This window comes from Bacteroides sp. RTP21281st1_H5_RTP21281_210402 (assembly GCF_040918965.1).
Lineage (GTDB): Bacteria > Bacteroidota > Bacteroidia > Bacteroidales > Bacteroidaceae > Bacteroides > Bacteroides congonensis.
The window spans coordinates 1-18,785 of the sequence record NZ_JBCOWR010000013.1; the positions used below are offsets into that span (position 1 = coordinate 1).

Below are 18,785 nucleotides of genomic sequence, written 5' to 3' on the forward strand. Positions count from 1 at the left end.
TTGACAAACTTTTCAAAGAACTCATTTTATTTACTGCCAGAGCCGCTTAGGCGTGGCGAATTTTTAACGAACTATTGTCTCTAATGTCTCTCTATTTTTAATGTCTAACATTTAACACCTTTCTATTCTAAACTAAGTCTTATACTACAAATGTATAACTTCCTAAAATACCATATATCAAAAAAGGAAATATAGTATCATACTAAAGAAGTCACACACCCTTTATTTGCATTAATTCATAAACAAACTCACTGATTGATAGTTCGTTTCGCAATTCCCCATTTAGTTTTTATTATATACTATCCAATATATAATAGTGTTTTTATGCAAACATTGTCTTTTCGAACTACTTAATGAAAAATATGAGTTTGTTTACTAATTCAAATAAAACGGAAGTTCAACCTATTAGCACAGATATCTAAAACAATATTGCCAAAGTCCCTATATTTATAACCACTATTCATAACACAAACTTAGAAAATATTCCGTACTTTATTTCACTTATCATCAAAAAAATAATCATAAACCGCGGAAGTACACTACAAAATTCACAGGAATTATTTGCTATTTCAAAATTAATCCGTACTTTTGCATCCGCAATTCGGGATGTAGCTCAGCCCGGTAGAGTACGCGTCTGGGGGGCGTGTGGTCGCAAGTTCGAATCTTGTCATCCCGACTACTGGAAATCAGCCATTTACAATTTAGTAAGTGGCTGATTCATTTTTTAATGGAACACATTTGGAACATATTCACCAAGAAACATACCTGACAACAATGAAAGAAGACCCGAAACATATCCATATCAGCGAATACAACTATCCATTGCCGGATGAACGTATTGCCAAGTTCCCGCTGGCTGTACGCGACCAGTCGAAATTGCTGGTGTACCGCCACGGTGAAGTAAGCGAAGATACTTTCACCTCTTTGCCAGAGTATCTGCCTAAAGGTGCTTTGATGGTATTCAACAATACAAAAGTTATTCAGGCAAGGCTACATTTCCGTAAGGAAACGGGGGCACTGATTGAAGTATTCTGCCTTGAGCCCATTCAGCCCAATGATTATGTACTGAACTTCCAGCAAACGGAACATGCCGCATGGCTTTGCATGATTGGCAACCTGAAGAAATGGAAAGACGGAACCTTGAAACGGGAAATGACGGTAAAAGGATTACCAATCACACTGACCGCAACGAGAGGAGAAAGCAGAGGAACCAGTCATTGGGTAGACTTCTCATGGGATAATCCGGAAGTGACTTTCGCTGATATTCTCGAAGTATTCGGGGAACTTCCTATCCCACCTTATTTAAACCGGGAGACGGAAGAAAGCGATAAAGAAACTTATCAGACGGTTTATTCAAAGATTAAAGGTTCGGTAGCCGCGCCTACCGCCGGACTGCACTTCACTTCCCGAGTACTGGATGCGCTGCAAGAGAAAGGAATAGAACTTGAGGAACTGACCCTGCACGTAGGCGCAGGAACTTTCAAACCTGTAAAGAGTGAAGAGATTGAAGGTCACGAGATGCATACGGAATATATATCTGTCAACCGGAGCACTATCAAGAAACTTATCGACCATGACGGTTGTGCCATTGCCGTAGGAACCACTTCGGTACGCACACTCGAAAGCCTGTATCATATCGGAGTCACATTGGCAGATAATCCGGACGCCACGGAAGAGGAACTACACGTCAGGCAATGGCAGCCCTATGAAAAGTATGACCAGATTCCCCCGGTAGTTGCGTTGCAAAAGATATTGGGCTATCTCGACAGGAACGGGCTTGAAGCACTTCATACCAGTACACAGATTATTATTGCCCCCGGCTACCAGTATAAAATAGTAAAAGCAATGGTTACTAATTTCCATCAGCCGCAAAGCACCTTATTATTGTTAGTTTCGGCTTTTGTGAAAGGAGACTGGCGCACGATTTATGATTATGCCCTGAGCCACGATTTCCGGTTCCTGAGTTATGGGGATTCTTCCTTATTAATACCGTAAGAATATTACAAATACCGCGAGAGTATCATAACCTGTGATAACCCTTCCAATGAAAACAATAGAAACAATGATATCAAGCGATAATAACCAAGAAATGTTCCCCGTCGTCGATGAACAGGGAAATATCACCGGAGCCGCCACCCGCGGGGAATGCCACAGCGGCAGCAAATTGCTTCATCCGGTCGTCCATCTGCACGTCTTCAATACCAAAGGAGACTTGTACCTGCAAAAACGTCCCGAATGGAAAGACATCCAACCCGGAAAATGGGATACGGCCGTGGGCGGACATATCGATTTAGGAGAAAGTGTAGAGATAGCCCTTAAACGGGAAGTCCGTGAAGAACTGGGCATCACGGACTTTACTCCTGAACTTCTGACTAATTATGTTTTCGAGTCCGATCGTGAAAAGGAACTTGTATTCGTCCATAAGACAGTCTACGACGGTGAAATCCACCCTAGCGACGAATTGGACGGCGGCCGGTTCTGGACAATAGAAGAAATAAAAGAGAATCTGGGAAAAGGTATTTTCACTCCCAACTTCGAAGGAGAACTGAAGAAAGTATCCTTTATTCCTTCTCTATCCAAGTAATGATTTTCTCCGAGAACGGACTCTCTTTGGGAGCGACGAACCCGACCCAGTTTCCGTTCTCGTCAATCATAAACTTCTGGAAGTTCCACTGAACCGGAGCGTCTTCTTTTCCATTCAGTTTCTTCTCCGTCAGCCATTGATAAAGCGGAGCCATCTCCTTGCCTTTGACGGAAATCTTAGCCATCATCGGGAAAGTGACATCATAGTTCAGTGAACAGAACCTGGCAATCTCCTCATTGCTTCCCGGTTCCTGTCCCATAAAGTTATTGGCAGGAAAGCCGATAATAACAAAGTTCTTGTCCTTATACTTCTCGTACAATTCCTGCAATTTGGCATATTGTGGTGTCAAGCCACACTTTGAAGCCACATTCACCACCAACACTTTCTTTCCTTTCAAGGACGAAAGAGGAAATTCCTTACCGTCAATCGTTTGCACAGTGAAGTCGTAGAAAGACTTATTCTGCGCTTCCAAAGATATCGCACACACCATAGCTACCACCATTAAGACAAATGATTTCATACTCAATACGTTATTTAATTCGTTTCATATTAAACGAACCGGTCTGAAAAAATGTTTGCTCCACATCGCATTATTCCCAATATTTCGTCCGATATTGCCAAGGTTTCCCCATCACTACGCCATATACAATATATATTCCAAGCCGTCATTTCGTCACTTCGCCCCGCAATATTTCCGCTTCAAACGTTTCCGGCTATCACGAACGTAGATAGTCCGTAGTTTTGTAACATGAAATAATAACACAAAGAGAATCATGTTTACAGCCATTGTACGTTTTTCAATCAAAAAGAAGCTGTTTGTAGGGCTCACTACTCTCTTCCTGCTTATCGGCGGCATCTACGCGATGTTGACATTACCTATCGACGCCGTGCCCGATATCACCAACAACCAGGTACAGATTGTGACCGTATCGCCCACCCTCGCACCGCAAGAGGTAGAACAGCTCATCACCATGCCTATCGAACTAGCGATGAGCAACATCATGAATGTAGAAGATATCCGTTCCGTCAGTCGTTTCGGACTATCAGTAGTAACCGTTGTATTCAAGGAAAGCGTCCCTACCCTCGATGCCCGTCAGCTTATCAACGAACAGATACAAACCGTTGCCGGAGAGATTCCATCCGAACTCGGAGCACCGGAGATGATGCCTATCACCACCGGACTCGGAGAAATCTACCAGTACATACTGAAAGTAGCCCCCGGTTACGAAGAGAAGTACGATGCTATGGAACTCCGCACCATTCAGGACTGGATGGTGAAACGCCAGTTGTCCGGCATACCGGGTATCGTAGAAATCAACAGTTTCGGCGGTTACCTGAAACAATATGAAGTCGCCGTCGATCCGGACGCGCTCTTTTCACTGAACATCACCATTGGCGAAGTATTCGAAGCCCTCAGTAGCAACAACCAGAACACAGGTGGAAGCTATATAGAAAAAGCGAAGAATGCCTATTACATCCGGTCGGAAGGTATGATTACCCGGACGAAGGACATCGAGCGCATCGTTGTAGCCAACCGGAACGGGATTCCGGTACATATCAGCGATGTAGGCGTAGTCCGTTTCGGCTCTCCCAAACGTTTCGGCGCCATGACAATGGACGGCGAAGGCGAGTGTGTAGGCGGAATCGCGATGATGCTGAAAGGAGCTAACGCCAACGTCGTCACCCAGGAACTTGAAAAAAGAGTGGAGAAGATACAACACCTGCTGCCCGAAGGAGTCAGCATCGAACCTTATCTGAACCGCTCGGAACTGGTGAACCGGAATATCTCAACCGTTGTCAACAACCTGATTGAAGGAGCGATTATCGTATTCCTCGTACTTATCATCTTCCTCGGCAATGTACGTGCCGGACTGATTGTCGCGTCAGTCATCCCGCTGGCGATGCTCTTTGCCTTTATCATGATGCGCCTTTTCAATGTCACCGCCAACCTGATGAGCCTCGGCGCCATCGACTTCGGTATCGTTGTGGACGGCTCTATCGTCATACTGGAAGGTATCCTCGCCCATATCTACGGCAAGCAGTTCCGGGGACGGACGCTCACCCGTGAAGAGATGGACAAAGAAGTGGAAAAAGGAGCATCCGGCGTAGTCCGCTCGGCAACTTTCGCCGTATTGATTATCCTTATAGTATTCTTCCCCATCCTCACCCTAAACGGAATTGAAGGGAAATACTTCACCCCGATGGCAAAAACACTTGTATTCTGCATCATCGGAGCCTTGATTCTTTCACTCACCTATGTCCCGATGATGGCATCGCTCTTCCTGAAACATACCATCGTAGTGAAACCGACACTTGCCGACCGTTTCTTCGAGAAACTGAACAGCGTATATCAACGCTGCCTTCGTTCCTGTCTGCATCACAAGTGGCGTACCGTCATCGTAGCCTTTGCCGCACTAATCGGCTCGCTCTTCCTCTTCACACGGCTGGGTGCTGAATTTATCCCGACACTGGATGAAGGCGACTTTGCCATGCAAATGACATTGCCTGCCGGAAGTTCGCTGACCGAAAGTATCGAGGTATCACGCCTGGCAGAAAAAGCACTGATGGACAAATTCCCCGAAATCAAGCACGTAGTTGCCAAAATCGGAACGGCGGAAGTCCCCACCGACCCGATGGCAGTAGAAGACGCCGACGTGATGATTATCATGAAACCCTTCAAAGAATGGATCAGCGCTGGAAACCGCGCGGAAATGGTGGACAAGATGAAAGAAGCGCTCGAACCACTGTCCGAGCGTGCCGAATTCAACTTCTCGCAACCGATACAGCTCCGTTTTAATGAACTGATGACAGGAGCCAAAGCCGACATTGCCGTCAAACTGTACGGAGAAGACACCCACGAACTCTACGAAAAAGCAAAAGAAGCCGCCGCCTATGTAGAAAAAGTGCCGGGAGCGTCAGACGTCATCGTAGAGCAGACAATGGGATTGCCCCAGCTCGTAGTAAAATACAACCGCAGCAAGATAGCCCGCTACGGCATCAACATAGAAGAACTCAACACGATTATCCGAACCGCCTATGCCGGAGAATCCAGCGGCGTAGTGTTTGAAAACGAACGAAGGTTCGACCTCGTCGTCCGTCTTGACCAGGAGAAAGTAGCGGATTTGAATCTCGACAAATTATTTGTGCGCACTTCCGAAGGAATCCAGATTCCGGTCGGAGAAGTAGCGAGCATAGACCTCGTCAGCGGGCCTCTCCAAATCAACCGCGACGCTACGAAACGCCGTATCGTCATCGGTGTCAATGTGCGTGACGCGGATATACAGCAAGTGGTGGCGGACATACAAAAGACATTGGACAGGAACGTCAAGCTGAAACCGGGATATTACTTCGAATACGGCGGTCAGTTCGAGAACTTGCAGAACGCTATTCACACACTGCTCATTGTCATTCCGGTAGCATTGATGCTCATCCTTTTGATTCTGTTCTTTGCTTTCAAGAATATCACCTATACACTGATGGTATTCTCCACCGTTCCGTTGTCGCTTATCGGCGGTATTGTCGCCCTTTGGCTACGCGGACTCCCGTTCAGCATATCGGCGGGTGTAGGCTTCATCGCATTATTCGGCGTAGCGGTGCTGAACGGCATCCTCATGGTGAATCACTTCAACGAACTTCGTAAACAAAACACTCACCCCATGACTACAAACCGAATCATCGCCAAGGGAACTCCGCATCTGCTCCGTCCCGTATTCCTGACAGGCTTGGTGGCATCATTGGGATTTGTCCCGATGGCTATCGCCACTTCCGCCGGTGCCGAGGTGCAACGCCCGCTGGCAACTGTCGTTATCGGCGGACTGATTATCTCCACTGTATTGACATTGCTTATCATTCCGGTGTTCTACAAGATTGTGAACTCATTGGCAACATGGAAACGTCCGGGAGTCAAGTTTCACCTGCCGTTCTTCGTCCTTCTTCCCCTGTTCCTGCTGATTCCTTCTTTCGTTTCCGCGCAACAGGCATCAACCGTCACTTTGGAACAGGCTATCGAGATGGCGAAACAGAATCACCCACGTCTGAAAATAGCAACAAACGCCATTCAACAAGCCAAAGCTACCCGTGGCGAGATTGTAGAAGTATCCCCTACCTCATTCAGCTATTCCTGGGGGCAACTCAACGGAGAGAACAAGAAAGACAAGGAACTGGCTTTCGAGCAAAGCCTGGGTTCTCTGCTGACTCCGTTCTACAAGAATGCATTAGTCAACCGACAAGTGAAAACAACCACCTTCTATCGTCAGATGGTGGAGAAGGAAGTCACGGCAGAAGTGAAACGGGCATGGGCTTATTATCAATATGCCGCCAACCTCTGTGCGATGTACCGCGACCAGGATAAGATGGCGGAAAAGTTACAGCATATCGGTGAACTGCGTTATCAACAGGGGGAAATCACCCTGCTCGAAAAGAATATGATGACAACCATCGCTGCCGAACTGCACAACCGTTGGTTCCAGGCACAGGAAGAAGAGAAAATGGCTTTGGCACGCTTCCATTGGAGTTGTTATTCAGACCAACCGATTGTTCCAGCAGATTCTACCTTATCGCTGTTTTATACCAGCCTTTCAGACGGGACGCTGTCGGGAGCACACACTGCTTACTTTCAAAGTCAGGCGGACGAAGCGAAAGCAATGCTTCATGTAGAGCGGAGCCATTTCTTTCCGGAAATCAGCGTGGGATATACCCGCCAGGATATTCTTCCGTTGAAGAATCTGAGTGCGTGGATGGTGGGTGTCTCCTTCCCTATCTATTTCCTGCCCCAAAAGAGCAAGGTAAGGCAAGCACGGTTATCCGCTACCTCAGCACAGATTCAGGCAGACGCAAATATTCGCGAATTGAGAAACAAGGTGCTTGAGTTGGAAGCCTCACTCCGCAGATACAACGAAAGCTTGCGCTACTACACTTCTTCCGCCTTGAAAGAAGCGGACGAGTTGACCAAGGCTGCCAATCTCCAGTTGCAACAGAGCGAAACGGGTATAGCGGAATACATACAGTCCATAACAACCGCCCGGGATATTCGCTGCGGCTATATCGAGACTGTCTACCAATATAACATTGCCGCATTAGAGTATGAACTATTCAGATAATAAAATACAGTATATGAAGATGAAGAAGATATTTTATTCTGTCCTTTTACTTGCTTTGACAGCTTGTAAGGGCAACCAACAGACTACGGATAACGAATCCGTTGTGATTTCCGCAACGGAAGTTGCGGCAGACACCGTGGCGAAACAACCCGAAGTGGATGCCATCACTTCCGCGACTTCAAAACCGAATCAGGTTTCATTCAACGGGCGCATTGTCCTTCCCCCCCAACGACAGGCGACTATAGCATTGACTATGGGTGGAGTAGTCAAGCACACCTCTCTGTTGCCCGGACAACATATAGCTAAAAACGCAGTTATTGCCACCTTGGAAAATCCGGAATTCATTACCCTGCAACAGACTTATCTTGACAGTCACGCGCAGGCGGAATATCTTCTGGCGGAATACGAGCGTCAAAAGGCACTTTCCGCCGAACAGGCAGCTTCACAAAAGAAGTTCCAGCAAAGCAAGGCGGATTATCTCTCCATGAAAAGCCGCCAGGATGCCGCTGCCGCGCAACTTTCCCTTTTGGGTGTCACCCCGGTGACACTGTTGAAGAACGGCATCCAGCCATTGCTGGAAGTGAAAGCCCCCATCAGCGGTTATGCAGCCAATGTGGCAATGAATATAGGCAAATACATCAATCCGGGAGAAGCTCTTTGTGAGATTATTGACAAAAGCTCCCCGATGCTCTGCCTGACTACTTACGAAAAAGACCTTGCAGACATACAAACAGGCAGTCCCGTCCAATTCCGCGTCAACGGGATGGGAACGCAGACATTCAACGGCACGGTAGTCTCCATCGGACAAAAAGTAGACGAAACCAACCGTTCGCTCGAAGTTTATTCATCTATCAAAGAGACAAACGCACAATTCCGACCGGGCATGTATGTCACGGCACATATTCAGAAAAACGATTAATCACTAAAAAATTCTCTTATCTTTGCAGTATGATAGTAAAGGCAATAGAAAAAGACAAATATGTGCTTTCCACAGTCATCATATCGGTGGCTGTGGCGGTACTAATCCATTTCCCGGAGTCCGTATCCCTTTTCGACCGGTTCGAGAGCCATTCGTTATTTCCCGGAATGAAATTTATGGATGTGGCCAATGAGATACTCTTCACTTTTCTGTCTCTGCTCCTGCTCTTCGCTGTCAATACGCGGCTATTCCATTTCAACCAGTCGTCTATCAAGATTACGGGAACAAAGATTCTCCTCTCTTTCATCCTGACATGGATATTGAGCAACCTGCTGGGACAAGTCTTTGTCTTCCTGCACAAGACATTTGACATTCCGGCTATCGACGCGATGGTACACCATTACCTGCATCCATTGAGGGATTTCATCATGGCGTGTCTTGTCACCAGCAGTTGTTATATCATCCATCTGATATACCGCCAACAGCAGGTGCTCATTGAGAACGAGCAACTCCAGGCGGAAAATATCCGCAACCAATACGAGGTATTGAAAAACCAGCTCAACCCGCATATGCTATTCAATTCGTTGAATACTTTGCGTTCATTGGTACGTGAGAATCAGGACAAAGCCCAGGATTATATCCAGGAACTTTCCCGGGTACTGAGATATACCCTGCAAGGCAACGAATCACAGAGTGTCACCCTTCGCGAAGAAATGGAATTCGCTTCCGCTTATATCTTCCTGTTAAAGATGCGTTTTGAGAACAACTTGCAGTTCGACATACAGGTAGACAAGGCATACGAAGATTTCCGGCTTCCACCGATGGCTGTACAGGTATTGGTTGAGAATGCCGTAAAACACAATGAAATAAGTAACCGGAAACCGCTAACTATCCATATCACCACTAACGGGAACGGCTACCTATCCGTCAGCAACGACATTCAGCCCAAATGGACTGCCACCCCCGGAACGGGTATCGGACTAGTTAATCTTGCCAAGAGATACCACCTTTTATTCAAGCAAGAGATACAAATCACAGAGGATAAAGAATTTACCGTTTCTATTCCCCTGATTGACGAAGCACAATAAAAAAACAGTGATTTATAGATAAAAAGACACCATGAAAACCGTCATTATAGAAGACGAAAAGGCAGCGGTACGCAACCTTTCCTCATTGCTCAACGAAGTAAAGCCGGACTCAGAAATTGCTGCCGTACTGGACAGTATCGGTTCCACTATCGAATGGTTCGGCTCTCATCCGATGCCGGACTTGGTATTCATGGATATTCACCTGGCGGACGGCTCGGCTTTTGAGATATTCAATCATGCCCATATCACCTGCCCGATTATCTTCACCACCGCCTATGACGAATATGCCCTGCGGGCTTTCAAAGTAAACAGTATCGACTATTTGCTGAAACCTATCGGCAAGGAAGACATCGAACGTGCCCTCGCCAAACTGGGAAACTTGCAGCATACCGCCACCCCCGACTCTCAATCGCGCCACACCCCACATCAGGAAGAAGAACTGCTGCAACTTTTCCATTCACTCAAAAAGCAGGAGAACTATAAGACGCACTTCCTTATCCCAATAAAAGGAGACAAACTGCTGCCTGTCTCCGTAGATATGATACAATTATTTTATATCAAAGACTGCCAGGTGAAAGCTGTCCTAAACGACGGCACAGAATATAACTTTCCTCAAACTCTGGACGAACTCACCGACTGTCTCAATCCTCACCTTTTCTTCCGCGCCAACCGCCAATACCTGGTTTCACGGGAAGCTATCAAAGATATTGATTTATGGTTCAACAGCCGGTTGTCCGTCAATGTACGCTATTCCGGAATCAAGGAAAAGATTCTGGTCAGCAAGGCACGGGTAGCGGAGTTCAAAGAGTGGTTCTCTAAGAAACTATAAATCAAAAGCTGACTTCGGGAATTAAATTCAACAATACCAATTTCAGTTCTATCACAAAGCTTCAGTTTACTCCATTGAGTTTCAAATCATCACTGCACGGTTTTGAACAAAATCATAATAGTTCCTGCATTACATAGAGTTTAAAATGATATAATTATCTTGCACGCCTACACTCTTTGCATCTACTTGATTGATACATAGAGATATAAGCGTGTGCAAGATGCCGTTGCAGATGTGTGCAAGATAAAAGTATCTTGCACGCTGTGTCTTTTTCAAAAAGTTCCTGATAATTCCCGAAAACTATGCAGTCATTTATAGAATCAAGGCATCAAATAACTTGTTCAAAGTAATGAAACAAAGTGTTTGCTATAGAGAAACACTTTGTTTCAAGTAAGTAAACACTTTGTTTCAAGCCTATGAACACTTTGTTTCAAGTACTTGAAACAAATGGGAACTACCGTCAACAGGAATGAATAGCTAAGTAATCACAGCAGACAGCGTGCAAGATACTTTTATCTTGCACGCATCTGCAACGGTATCTTGCACATACTTATATTTCTATGTATCAATTGAATAGATGCAAAGAGTGTAGGTGTGCAAGATAATTATATCATTTTAAATCTTGATGAAGCTAAATACTTGGCTCATTTCTGCACTATTATGAGCTAAATGGGAATTTGATTTAGACATAAGAACAAAAGAACATAAAGGCTGCGCTTGGAAAATTATTTCTGCCGGTCATTAAACTACTACTGTTTTATCTTTTGTTCTTATGTTCTTCTGTCTAAAAAGAAATTTATTATTCTGTCTGCAAAAAATCATTTAGCTCATTTCGGTATCGATATGAACTATTTACAGACAGAAGAACAAAAAATAAAAGAAGAAATAAGTTAGCAATAAAGCTCATATAGGAACACATGTTCTTCTGGCTAATAAATTAAAAATAAAAGAAAGGAGAGCCTGGTTGTCAAGCTCTCCTTTCTCTTATTTCGATATAAATGAGACTGTTATTTCTTCGCCAGTTCATTAATCACATCCATAACCTTCTGCCCGATTTCTTCGGCAGCTTCCATTGTAGATGCTTCGCTATATACACGGATAATCGGTTCCGTATTACTCTTGCGCAAGTGCACCCATTTATCAGCAAAGTCAATCTTCACACCGTCGATGTCGTTGATTTCTTCGTCTTTATAGATTTCCTTCACCTTAGCAAGGATAGCGTCTACGTCAATTTCCGGAGTCAGGTCTACACGGTTCTTAGCGATGAAGTAAGGCGGGTAAGTAGCGCGGAGTTCGCTGACTTTCTTTCCTTCGTGAGCCAGGTGGCTAAGGAATAAGGCAATACCTACCAAAGCGTCACGTCCGTAGTGGCTGGCAGGATAGATTACTCCACCGTTTCCTTCACCACCGATAACGGCATTGGTTGCCTTCATCTTCGTCACTACGTTTACTTCGCCTACGGCAGAAGCATTGTATTCCATACCGTATTTGCGGGTTACGTCACGCAGGGCACGGGTAGAGCTCAAGTTGGATACTGTGTTGCCCGGAGTATGTTTCAGTACATAGTCGGCAACAGTAACCAGTGTATATTCTTCACCGTACATTACACCGTTTTCGCAAATCATTGCCAGGCGGTCAACGTCGGGGTCTACTACAAATGCTACATCAGCCTTTCCACCTTTCATCAAGTTCATGATGTCGCCAAGATTCTTTTCAAGGGGTTCCGGGTTGTGTTGGAAGTTTCCGGTAGGTTCACAGTAGAGTTTTTCTACGTGTTTCACACCCAAGCGTTCCAAGAGTTCGGGAAGGATGATGCCACCTACTGAATTGACACAGTCGATAGCTACACGGAAATCAGCTTTTTTGATAGCTTCAACGTCTACCAGGTCAAGAGCCAATACGCTGTCGATATGTTTTTGATTGTAGGTAAGGTCTTTGCGATAAGAACCCAGGTGGTCTACGTCTGCATAGTCGAATTCTTCGGCTTCGGCGATACGAAGTACTTCATTACCTTCGGCTGCATTGAGGAACTCACCATGTTCATTCAGTAATTTCAGTGCATTCCACTGTTTCGGGTTGTGTGAAGCTGTCAGGATGATACCGCCACAAGCGCCTTCCATCGTTACAGCCAGTTCCGTGGTCGGAGTAGAAGCCAGGTCGATGTCTACAACATCCCAGCCCATTCCCATCAAGGTGCCGACTACTACGTTTTTTACCATTTCACCTGAGATGCGGGCATCACGTCCCACAACAATTTTGTTGCTCTGCACTTTGCAAGTCTTGCGAATCAAAGTAGCATAAGCTGAGGTAAATTTAACAATGTCAAGCGGATTCAGTCCTTCACCCGCGCCTCCGCCGATTGTTCCGCGGATGCCAGAGATAGATTTGATTAGAGTCATAGGTCTTTTACTAAAAGATTTATTTAAATGTTAGTGTCTTAGCTTCGTGCTTTACGGAACTCGGTGATGTCATAGAAGTAAGGAGTTACGTATTGCTGCGCGGACTGGTGTCCCATCTTTGAAGGAACAATCAGACGCACATGAGCGTTGTCACGCAAATAAGGTAATGATAAAAGCCATCCTTGCGGTACGGCGGTACTGCCGTAATAAGACGCCCATACATAGTCCATCTCGATGAATGTACCGGCTGAATAAGTCTCTTTTTTCACATAAACAAACACAGCAGGATTAGCATATAATTGTCCCGCATCCATATATTCTTCCGTAGGAATATTAAAAGATGCAAGCTCGCGGGTATCGACATTTATCTCCTTATACTTGGTACAGATGATGTCACGATCTTCAAATTTATACGCATTCTTATTATCTGCATCGTAATCTCCGCGGTCTATTATCTGCATATATATTCCTTCACTGGAGAAAAAAACGAATTCATCATATGCATCTCCGTTCGCTTTCGCTTTCGTCACGGTATCATTCCGCTCGAAATCTTCCACAGAAATCACATGAATCGCACTATCCTTGATGAACCTCTCCACTGCATTTTTCTCGTCTTCCAGCATTTCTGCATATGTCTTTGAGTTGTCGCATGCCTGGAACAAACTTCCGGCGGTTAACAAAGAGAGAAATAAAAATAAAAGTTTCTTCATTATCTGTTGTTTATAGCTATATTCCGCAAATGTATCGCAAAATCATTAAAAGTTGTAAGGAGATAGTTGAAAGTTCGTATCTTTTAACCTTTCCGTATTCACTTTTAACCTTCCATTTTCAGCTTTTGGCTATTAGTAGTGGTTTATATTTCTCAAGCGCTTTTTCGAAGACTGCTTTAGCCTCTTCCATTGTTCCGAAAAATTCTCCTCCGGATGCGTTCAGATGTCCGCCGCCGTTAAAAAATTCGGCTGCCAACTGATTGCACGGGAAAGTTCCCACCGAACGAAACGAAATCTTAATCATCGGCTTCTCGGTATCTTCCCGCAGAAAACAGGAGAAACATACATTTTTGATGGTAAGAGGGATGTTGACAAAGCCTTCGCTATCTCCTTTTATGTAGTTGAATTTGCTTTGCTCGGCTTTTGTCAGCGTTATCAACGCGGCGTTATGGTCCGAGTAAACCGTCATGTTAGACAATACATATCCCATCAGTCGCAAACGGCTCTCGGAATAGGTATTGTACACTTTGCGGTAGATTTCATCTTTATCAATTCCTTTGGAAAGGAGTTCGCTTATGATGTAATAAATCTCACGATTGTTCGAGTTGTAGGTAAAGCCACCGGTATCTGTCATCATACCTGTATAGATGCATTCGGCACCTTCCTTAGATATATCACCGAAGTAACCCATCCGGCAAATCAGACGGAATATAAGTTCGGAAGTGGAAGATATCTTGGGGTAAGACATCGTTATCCTACAAAATTCTTCGGGATACAAATGGTGGTCAATCATTATCTTGCGGGCAGGAGAAGCCGCTACGGCATCCGCCATATCGTCAATACGTTTCAATGCATTGAAGTCCAGGCAGCAGATTACATCTGCTTCGGCAATCAACTTGTCCGCAAAATCCTTGTAACGGTCATACAAAAGAATGTCCTTACTGCCCGGCATCCATTTGAGGAAATCGGGGAAAGCGTTAGGTACGATTACGTTTACTGTTTTTTCCTGTGAATCAAGGAAGTGATATAATCCCAGTGAGGAACCGATGGCATCACCGTCAGGAGATACATGAGACACAATTACTATTTTGTCAGCTCGCTCGAACCATTTGGTAAAATGGTCTATTTTGGCTTGTTCTATTACTTTCGTCAACATATTCTTTTACTTTATCAGGGTGCAAATGTACGATAAATCTTTGTACTTAGAGCAAAAAGCAAACAGAACCTTCCTCGGATAAAGAGATAAAACGCAAACCGGATTGTTTGCATTCATCTTCAAGACGGTTCTTGCGGTATTCTGAAAGAGAGGCATCCAATATGATACAGCCGGGAACAAAGAGTCTGGTCAGTTCTTCCAGATGTCCGTCATAACCTTTGCATAAGTAAAGATAATCAATAGTATATAACGTAGAAACAGTCGAATTGTTCCTCCAGCGATTGTCAGTCACCATACAGATACGGCATCCTTGCCAAGATAGCATTTGTTGCCGGCGGGAGAATGCGGTAGTCTTATAATCGGCAGTTATTTCTTTCGGTGGTAGAAGATGATGGTGGTTCCAATAGTTGGTTGCCGCCCGCTTCAGGAGTTGCTTATCCGGAAGTGTATCGGCATAGTTTATCCAGGAATGCCCGTCGCTTCCGATACAATGAACTGCCGGACAACCACGCACATTATAAAAGACCAGACTGGATTGCGGGCGGTCTATCCACGACATCGCCACATGACAAACAGCCAATAGAAGAATAAAAGAAAGACAAGTTATCAGGTTTTTATATCGTCGGTTCATGTAATAATAGAATAACAGAAACAAAGAGACGTAGATGCCGAGAACTTCCAACTGATACAGCCAAATTCCGTCTATAGATGAATAAGGAAGTTGCTCTACCCATCGAACAAAAAGATTCAGGATTTCCAATAGTTTTTTAACTCCTTCTGCCACATAGGTTTGAATCCACGAAATTGGAGTGAACAACAGCATGAATACAGCAACATATAGGATAATGGTAACCAATGGAATAACGACTAAATTAGTCAGCAGAAAATGTGTAGAGAACCGGGAGAAGTAAAATATAACCAGCGGAGCAGTACCTAATTGTGCGGCAATGGACACACTCATCAATCCCCAAACGTATTTTCCTATTCCGCCTTTTATTGTAAACAAATGGTAGATAGGTTGTTGAATGAGTAAAATAGAGGTGACCGCTACGAAAGAGAGTTGAAAACCCACATCAAACAACCATGCCGGATTACAAAGCAACATAAGCCATGCGGTAGCTGCCAGGGTATTCAAAGAAAAAGACTGACGGCCAAACATATCTGCAAGAGCCAGAATAGAAAACATGGCAACCGAACGGATTACCGATGGCGAGAATCCTGTAAAGAAGGCAAAAGCCCATAATAAGACTATGAGAAAAAGGGAACGCAGACATCTACCTGCATTCCCTCTTTTGGCAACAGGTTGCAAAACAAAGAAAAGTAAGGCATATAAAAGTCCGATATGCAGACCGGACAGAGCAAGGATATGACTTGCGCCTGCCACCGAATAGCTCTCACGAATAGATTCACTAAGTTCTGTTTTGTCACCTATGGTCAATGCGGAAAGTATAGCCAGTTCGTCACCATTAAATCTGAGTTCACGATAAAGAGAGATTATCTTTTCCCGGTAAGAGTTGGCTATATTTCTAAGATAAAGCACACTCGTTTTTAGATAATGATTGTCCGTTGCGTCCGGTGGCAAAGATAGATACAGGGGGTGTCCGCCTGAAGATAAGATAGACCATTTTCCGGATGCGACATAGCCTGTCCCACAGATTCCTTTCCTCATCAAATAGCGGGCATAATCAAATTCATCAAAGTTCTTATTATTTGTAGGCGGAGATATACGGGCTGAAACTAACAGTTCATCACCAGTTTTTAGTTGTGCAGCTGCCGAATCCCGTTTCAGATAAAGAATCGCGTTCCGGTCTATCGGATGGATACCGACAGAATCACAATGTTCTTTCAAAAGTGTCCGGCAGAGGTAAGTACGTTCTTTTGCTTGGGGTGTATCTGTTATTAAAACCCGATAGACAACTTCTCCTTGTGGAAAAGTATAAATTGTTTGTTGGAATTGACAGATTATCCCAAACCATCCACCTGTAAAGCAGAGGGCTGCAATAACAACTCCAAAACACCATCGCAGCGAATAACGTTCCAGGAAATAAAGGATAAACGACAGGGCGAACAAAAAGCCAAAGGCTAGAATACCCCAAATAAGTTCTGTCGAACAACTGAAAAAGCGCTCTCCACAAAAAACGCCTGCTATCCAGGGGATAACCAGGCGCATATAAGTATATTTATGAATAAAGTTATTCACTCATTAATATTAATTAGGCCGTCTATATGTGTTTGTATGCATGAAACTCCTCTCCTTCCAAGGAAGAATAGTATATTATACAGGACATACTAAAGTTCTATGAATTACAAATCATGGAGCTGACGAATCATAGCTTCAGGATCCGGAGCTCCAAAAACGGCATTACCGGCCACTAACGCATCGGCTCCTGCCTCAACCAGACGGGCACCTGTTTCCAGATTCACGCCACCGTCCACTTCAATCAAAGCTTTCGAGCCCGTACGTTCAATCAAAGCACGCAGTTCACGAACTTTCTCTACTGAATGTTCTATGAATTTCTGTCCGCCAAATCCCGGATTCACGCTCATGACAAGTACCATATATACATCCCGAATTATATCCTGAAGCAAAGCAACCGGAGTTGCCGGATTGATTGTTACGGCAGGCTGCATCCCTGCTTCCTTGATTTGCTGAATCACCCGATGCAAATGCGGACAGGCTTCATAATGTACGTTCATCGTATGAGCCCCCAACGCTTTCACCTCAGGGATAAATTTCTCCGGACTAACAATCATCAAATGCACATCCAATGGCTTCTTGCTTAACTTTGCTACGTATTTCAATACCGGAAAGCCAAATGATATATTGGGGACAAATACCCCGTCCATAATATCAATATGTACCCACTCCGCTTCACTGCGGTTTACCATTTCAATATCTTTTGCCAAATATCCGAAATCGGCAGAAAGAATGGAAGGAGCGATAATCGGTTTCATAATTCATCTATTTTAGGTTCAATTTATCTCGAAATCGAGACGGTTCATGCTATCTATTTATTTTATTACTTCATCTGACATCCATCTGACAGGCGGTATCCGCGAAGTAATTCATCCGTTTTCAGACGTTTCTTGCCAGGAAACTGCAAGGAAAGGATGGACAGGAATCCATCTGGTACAGCTACCTTCATATATTTCTTTCCATCCGTCACAACAGTCCCGACAGAGAGTTGATGCGATTCGTTAATCTTTTCACTTTCAAAGACTTTCACCACTACCGTTTCTCCGTCAGGAGTGATTAATTCACTCCAGGCAGCCGGATAAGGTGATAGTCCGCGAATAAAGTCATATATCTTCTTTGCCGGTTGGTTCCAGTCAATCCTGCAAGTATCTTTGAATATCTTCGGAGCCGGGCGAAGTTCGCCAATAACAGCCATTTCTTCTTGAGGAATCGGTTTTACCTCACCATTCAAGATGGCATCTACCGTTTCAACAACCAATTTTCCGCCCAACACCATTAATTTATCATGCACTACTTCCACATTATCTGTATCTGCAATAGGCACACGGACTTGTTGGATGACTTCTCCGGTATCTATCTCATGTTTCAGGAAGAAAGTAGTGATACCAGTCTCCGTGTCACCATTAATGACTGCCCAGTTGATGGGAGCAGCTCCACGATATTGAGGAAGCAGAGATGCATGGAGATTGAATGTGCCCAGCCGGGGCATATTCCATACCACTTCCGGCAACATACGGAAGGCAACCACAATCTGCAAATCCGCTTTCCATTCGCGCAATGCTTTCACGAAAGCCTCATCCTTCAGCTTTTCCGGTTGAAGCAGCGGCAAATTCTGTTCAAGCGCATATTGTTTAACGGGAGAATATTGAATCTTATGTCCGCGTCCGGCAGGCTTATCGGGCATTGTTATCACGCCCACAACGTTATAACCGCCTTCTACCAACTGGCGCAGAGCCTCCACCGCAAAATCGGGAGTGCCCATATATACTATTCTTAAATCTTCTTTCTTCATTATCTTCTTACT

The 18,785-nt window shown here is 44.6% G+C and carries 13 protein-coding genes and 1 tRNA gene; 7 read left to right on the plus strand and 7 right to left on the minus strand.

What is annotated here, in order from left to right:
* Nucleotides 1–602 precede the first annotated feature (602 nt).
* From AB5443_RS17870 to AB5443_RS17880, 3 genes are all read left to right on the plus strand, one after another.
* Nucleotides 603–676, plus strand: a tRNA-Pro gene (locus AB5443_RS17870).
* A 98-nt stretch (nt 677–774) separates the two neighbouring features.
* Nucleotides 775–1,995 carry an S-adenosylmethionine:tRNA ribosyltransferase-isomerase gene (locus tag AB5443_RS17875; RefSeq protein WP_368114527.1) on the plus strand — a complete coding sequence of 407 codons (1,221 nt, stop codon included), beginning with the start codon at nt 775–777 and terminating at the stop codon, nt 1,993–1,995.
* 70 nt (nt 1,996–2,065) lie between these two features.
* Nucleotides 2,066–2,584, plus strand: coding sequence for an NUDIX domain-containing protein (locus tag AB5443_RS17880; RefSeq protein ID WP_368114525.1), 519 nt, complete (start codon nt 2,066–2,068; stop codon nt 2,582–2,584).
* Here the strand turns inward: AB5443_RS17880 and AB5443_RS17885 are convergent.
* Complete coding sequence (locus tag AB5443_RS17885) at nt 2,562–3,104, minus strand: glutathione peroxidase (RefSeq protein ID WP_368114524.1); 543 nt, start codon at nt 3,102–3,104, stop codon at nt 2,562–2,564. The two genes, AB5443_RS17880 and AB5443_RS17885, sit on opposite strands and share 23 nt — an antisense overlap.
* 253 nt (nt 3,105–3,357) lie before the next feature.
* Here AB5443_RS17885 and AB5443_RS17890 point away from each other — a divergent pair, with 253 nt between their 5' ends.
* From AB5443_RS17890 to AB5443_RS17905, 4 genes are read left to right on the plus strand one after another with little or no spacing between them, the layout of a single operon-like run.
* Nucleotides 3,358–7,683 carry a CusA/CzcA family heavy metal efflux RND transporter gene (locus AB5443_RS17890; protein WP_368114523.1) on the plus strand — a complete coding sequence of 1,442 codons (4,326 nt, stop codon included), beginning with the start codon at nt 3,358–3,360 and terminating at the stop codon, nt 7,681–7,683.
* A 19-nt stretch (nt 7,684–7,702) separates the two neighbouring features.
* On the plus strand, nt 7,703–8,602 hold the full coding sequence (locus AB5443_RS17895) for an efflux RND transporter periplasmic adaptor subunit (RefSeq protein ID WP_277135150.1): 900 nt from the start codon (nt 7,703–7,705) through the stop codon (nt 8,600–8,602).
* Nucleotides 8,603–8,631: 29 nt separating this feature from the next.
* Complete coding sequence (locus tag AB5443_RS17900; protein WP_277135152.1) at nt 8,632–9,690, plus strand: sensor histidine kinase; 1,059 nt, start codon at nt 8,632–8,634, stop codon at nt 9,688–9,690.
* Between the two features lie 31 nt (nt 9,691–9,721).
* A complete protein-coding gene (locus AB5443_RS17905; protein WP_277135154.1) occupies nt 9,722–10,519 on the plus strand; it encodes a LytTR family DNA-binding domain-containing protein in 798 nt (265 codons plus the stop codon).
* 1,007 nt (nt 10,520–11,526) lie between these two features.
* Here the strand turns inward: AB5443_RS17905 and glmM are convergent.
* From glmM to fmt, 6 genes are all read right to left on the minus strand, one after another.
* Entirely contained in the window at nt 11,527–12,918 is a 1,392-nt protein-coding gene (gene glmM, locus AB5443_RS17910; RefSeq protein ID WP_044655590.1) for a phosphoglucosamine mutase, read from the minus strand.
* A 38-nt stretch (nt 12,919–12,956) separates the two neighbouring features.
* Nucleotides 12,957–13,628 (minus strand): DUF4827 domain-containing protein, encoded by a 672-nt coding sequence (locus AB5443_RS17915; protein WP_022138313.1) that lies wholly within the window; start codon nt 13,626–13,628, stop codon nt 12,957–12,959.
* A gap of 118 nt (nt 13,629–13,746) precedes the next feature.
* Nucleotides 13,747–14,784, minus strand: coding sequence for a bifunctional oligoribonuclease/PAP phosphatase NrnA (locus AB5443_RS17920; RefSeq protein WP_277135155.1), 1,038 nt, complete (start codon nt 14,782–14,784; stop codon nt 13,747–13,749).
* A gap of 46 nt (nt 14,785–14,830) precedes the next feature.
* Nucleotides 14,831–16,984, minus strand: a complete 2,154-nt coding sequence (locus AB5443_RS17925) for a ComEC/Rec2 family competence protein (protein WP_277135157.1) — start codon at nt 16,982–16,984, stop codon at nt 14,831–14,833.
* A 104-nt stretch (nt 16,985–17,088) separates the two neighbouring features.
* A complete protein-coding gene (gene rpe, locus AB5443_RS17930) occupies nt 17,089–17,739 on the minus strand; it encodes a ribulose-phosphate 3-epimerase (protein WP_044655586.1) in 651 nt (216 codons plus the stop codon).
* Nucleotides 17,740–17,804: 65 nt separating this feature from the next.
* Nucleotides 17,805–18,773, minus strand: coding sequence for a methionyl-tRNA formyltransferase (gene fmt / locus AB5443_RS17935; RefSeq protein ID WP_277135159.1), 969 nt, complete (start codon nt 18,771–18,773; stop codon nt 17,805–17,807).
* Nucleotides 18,774–18,785: the final 12 nt, after the last annotated feature.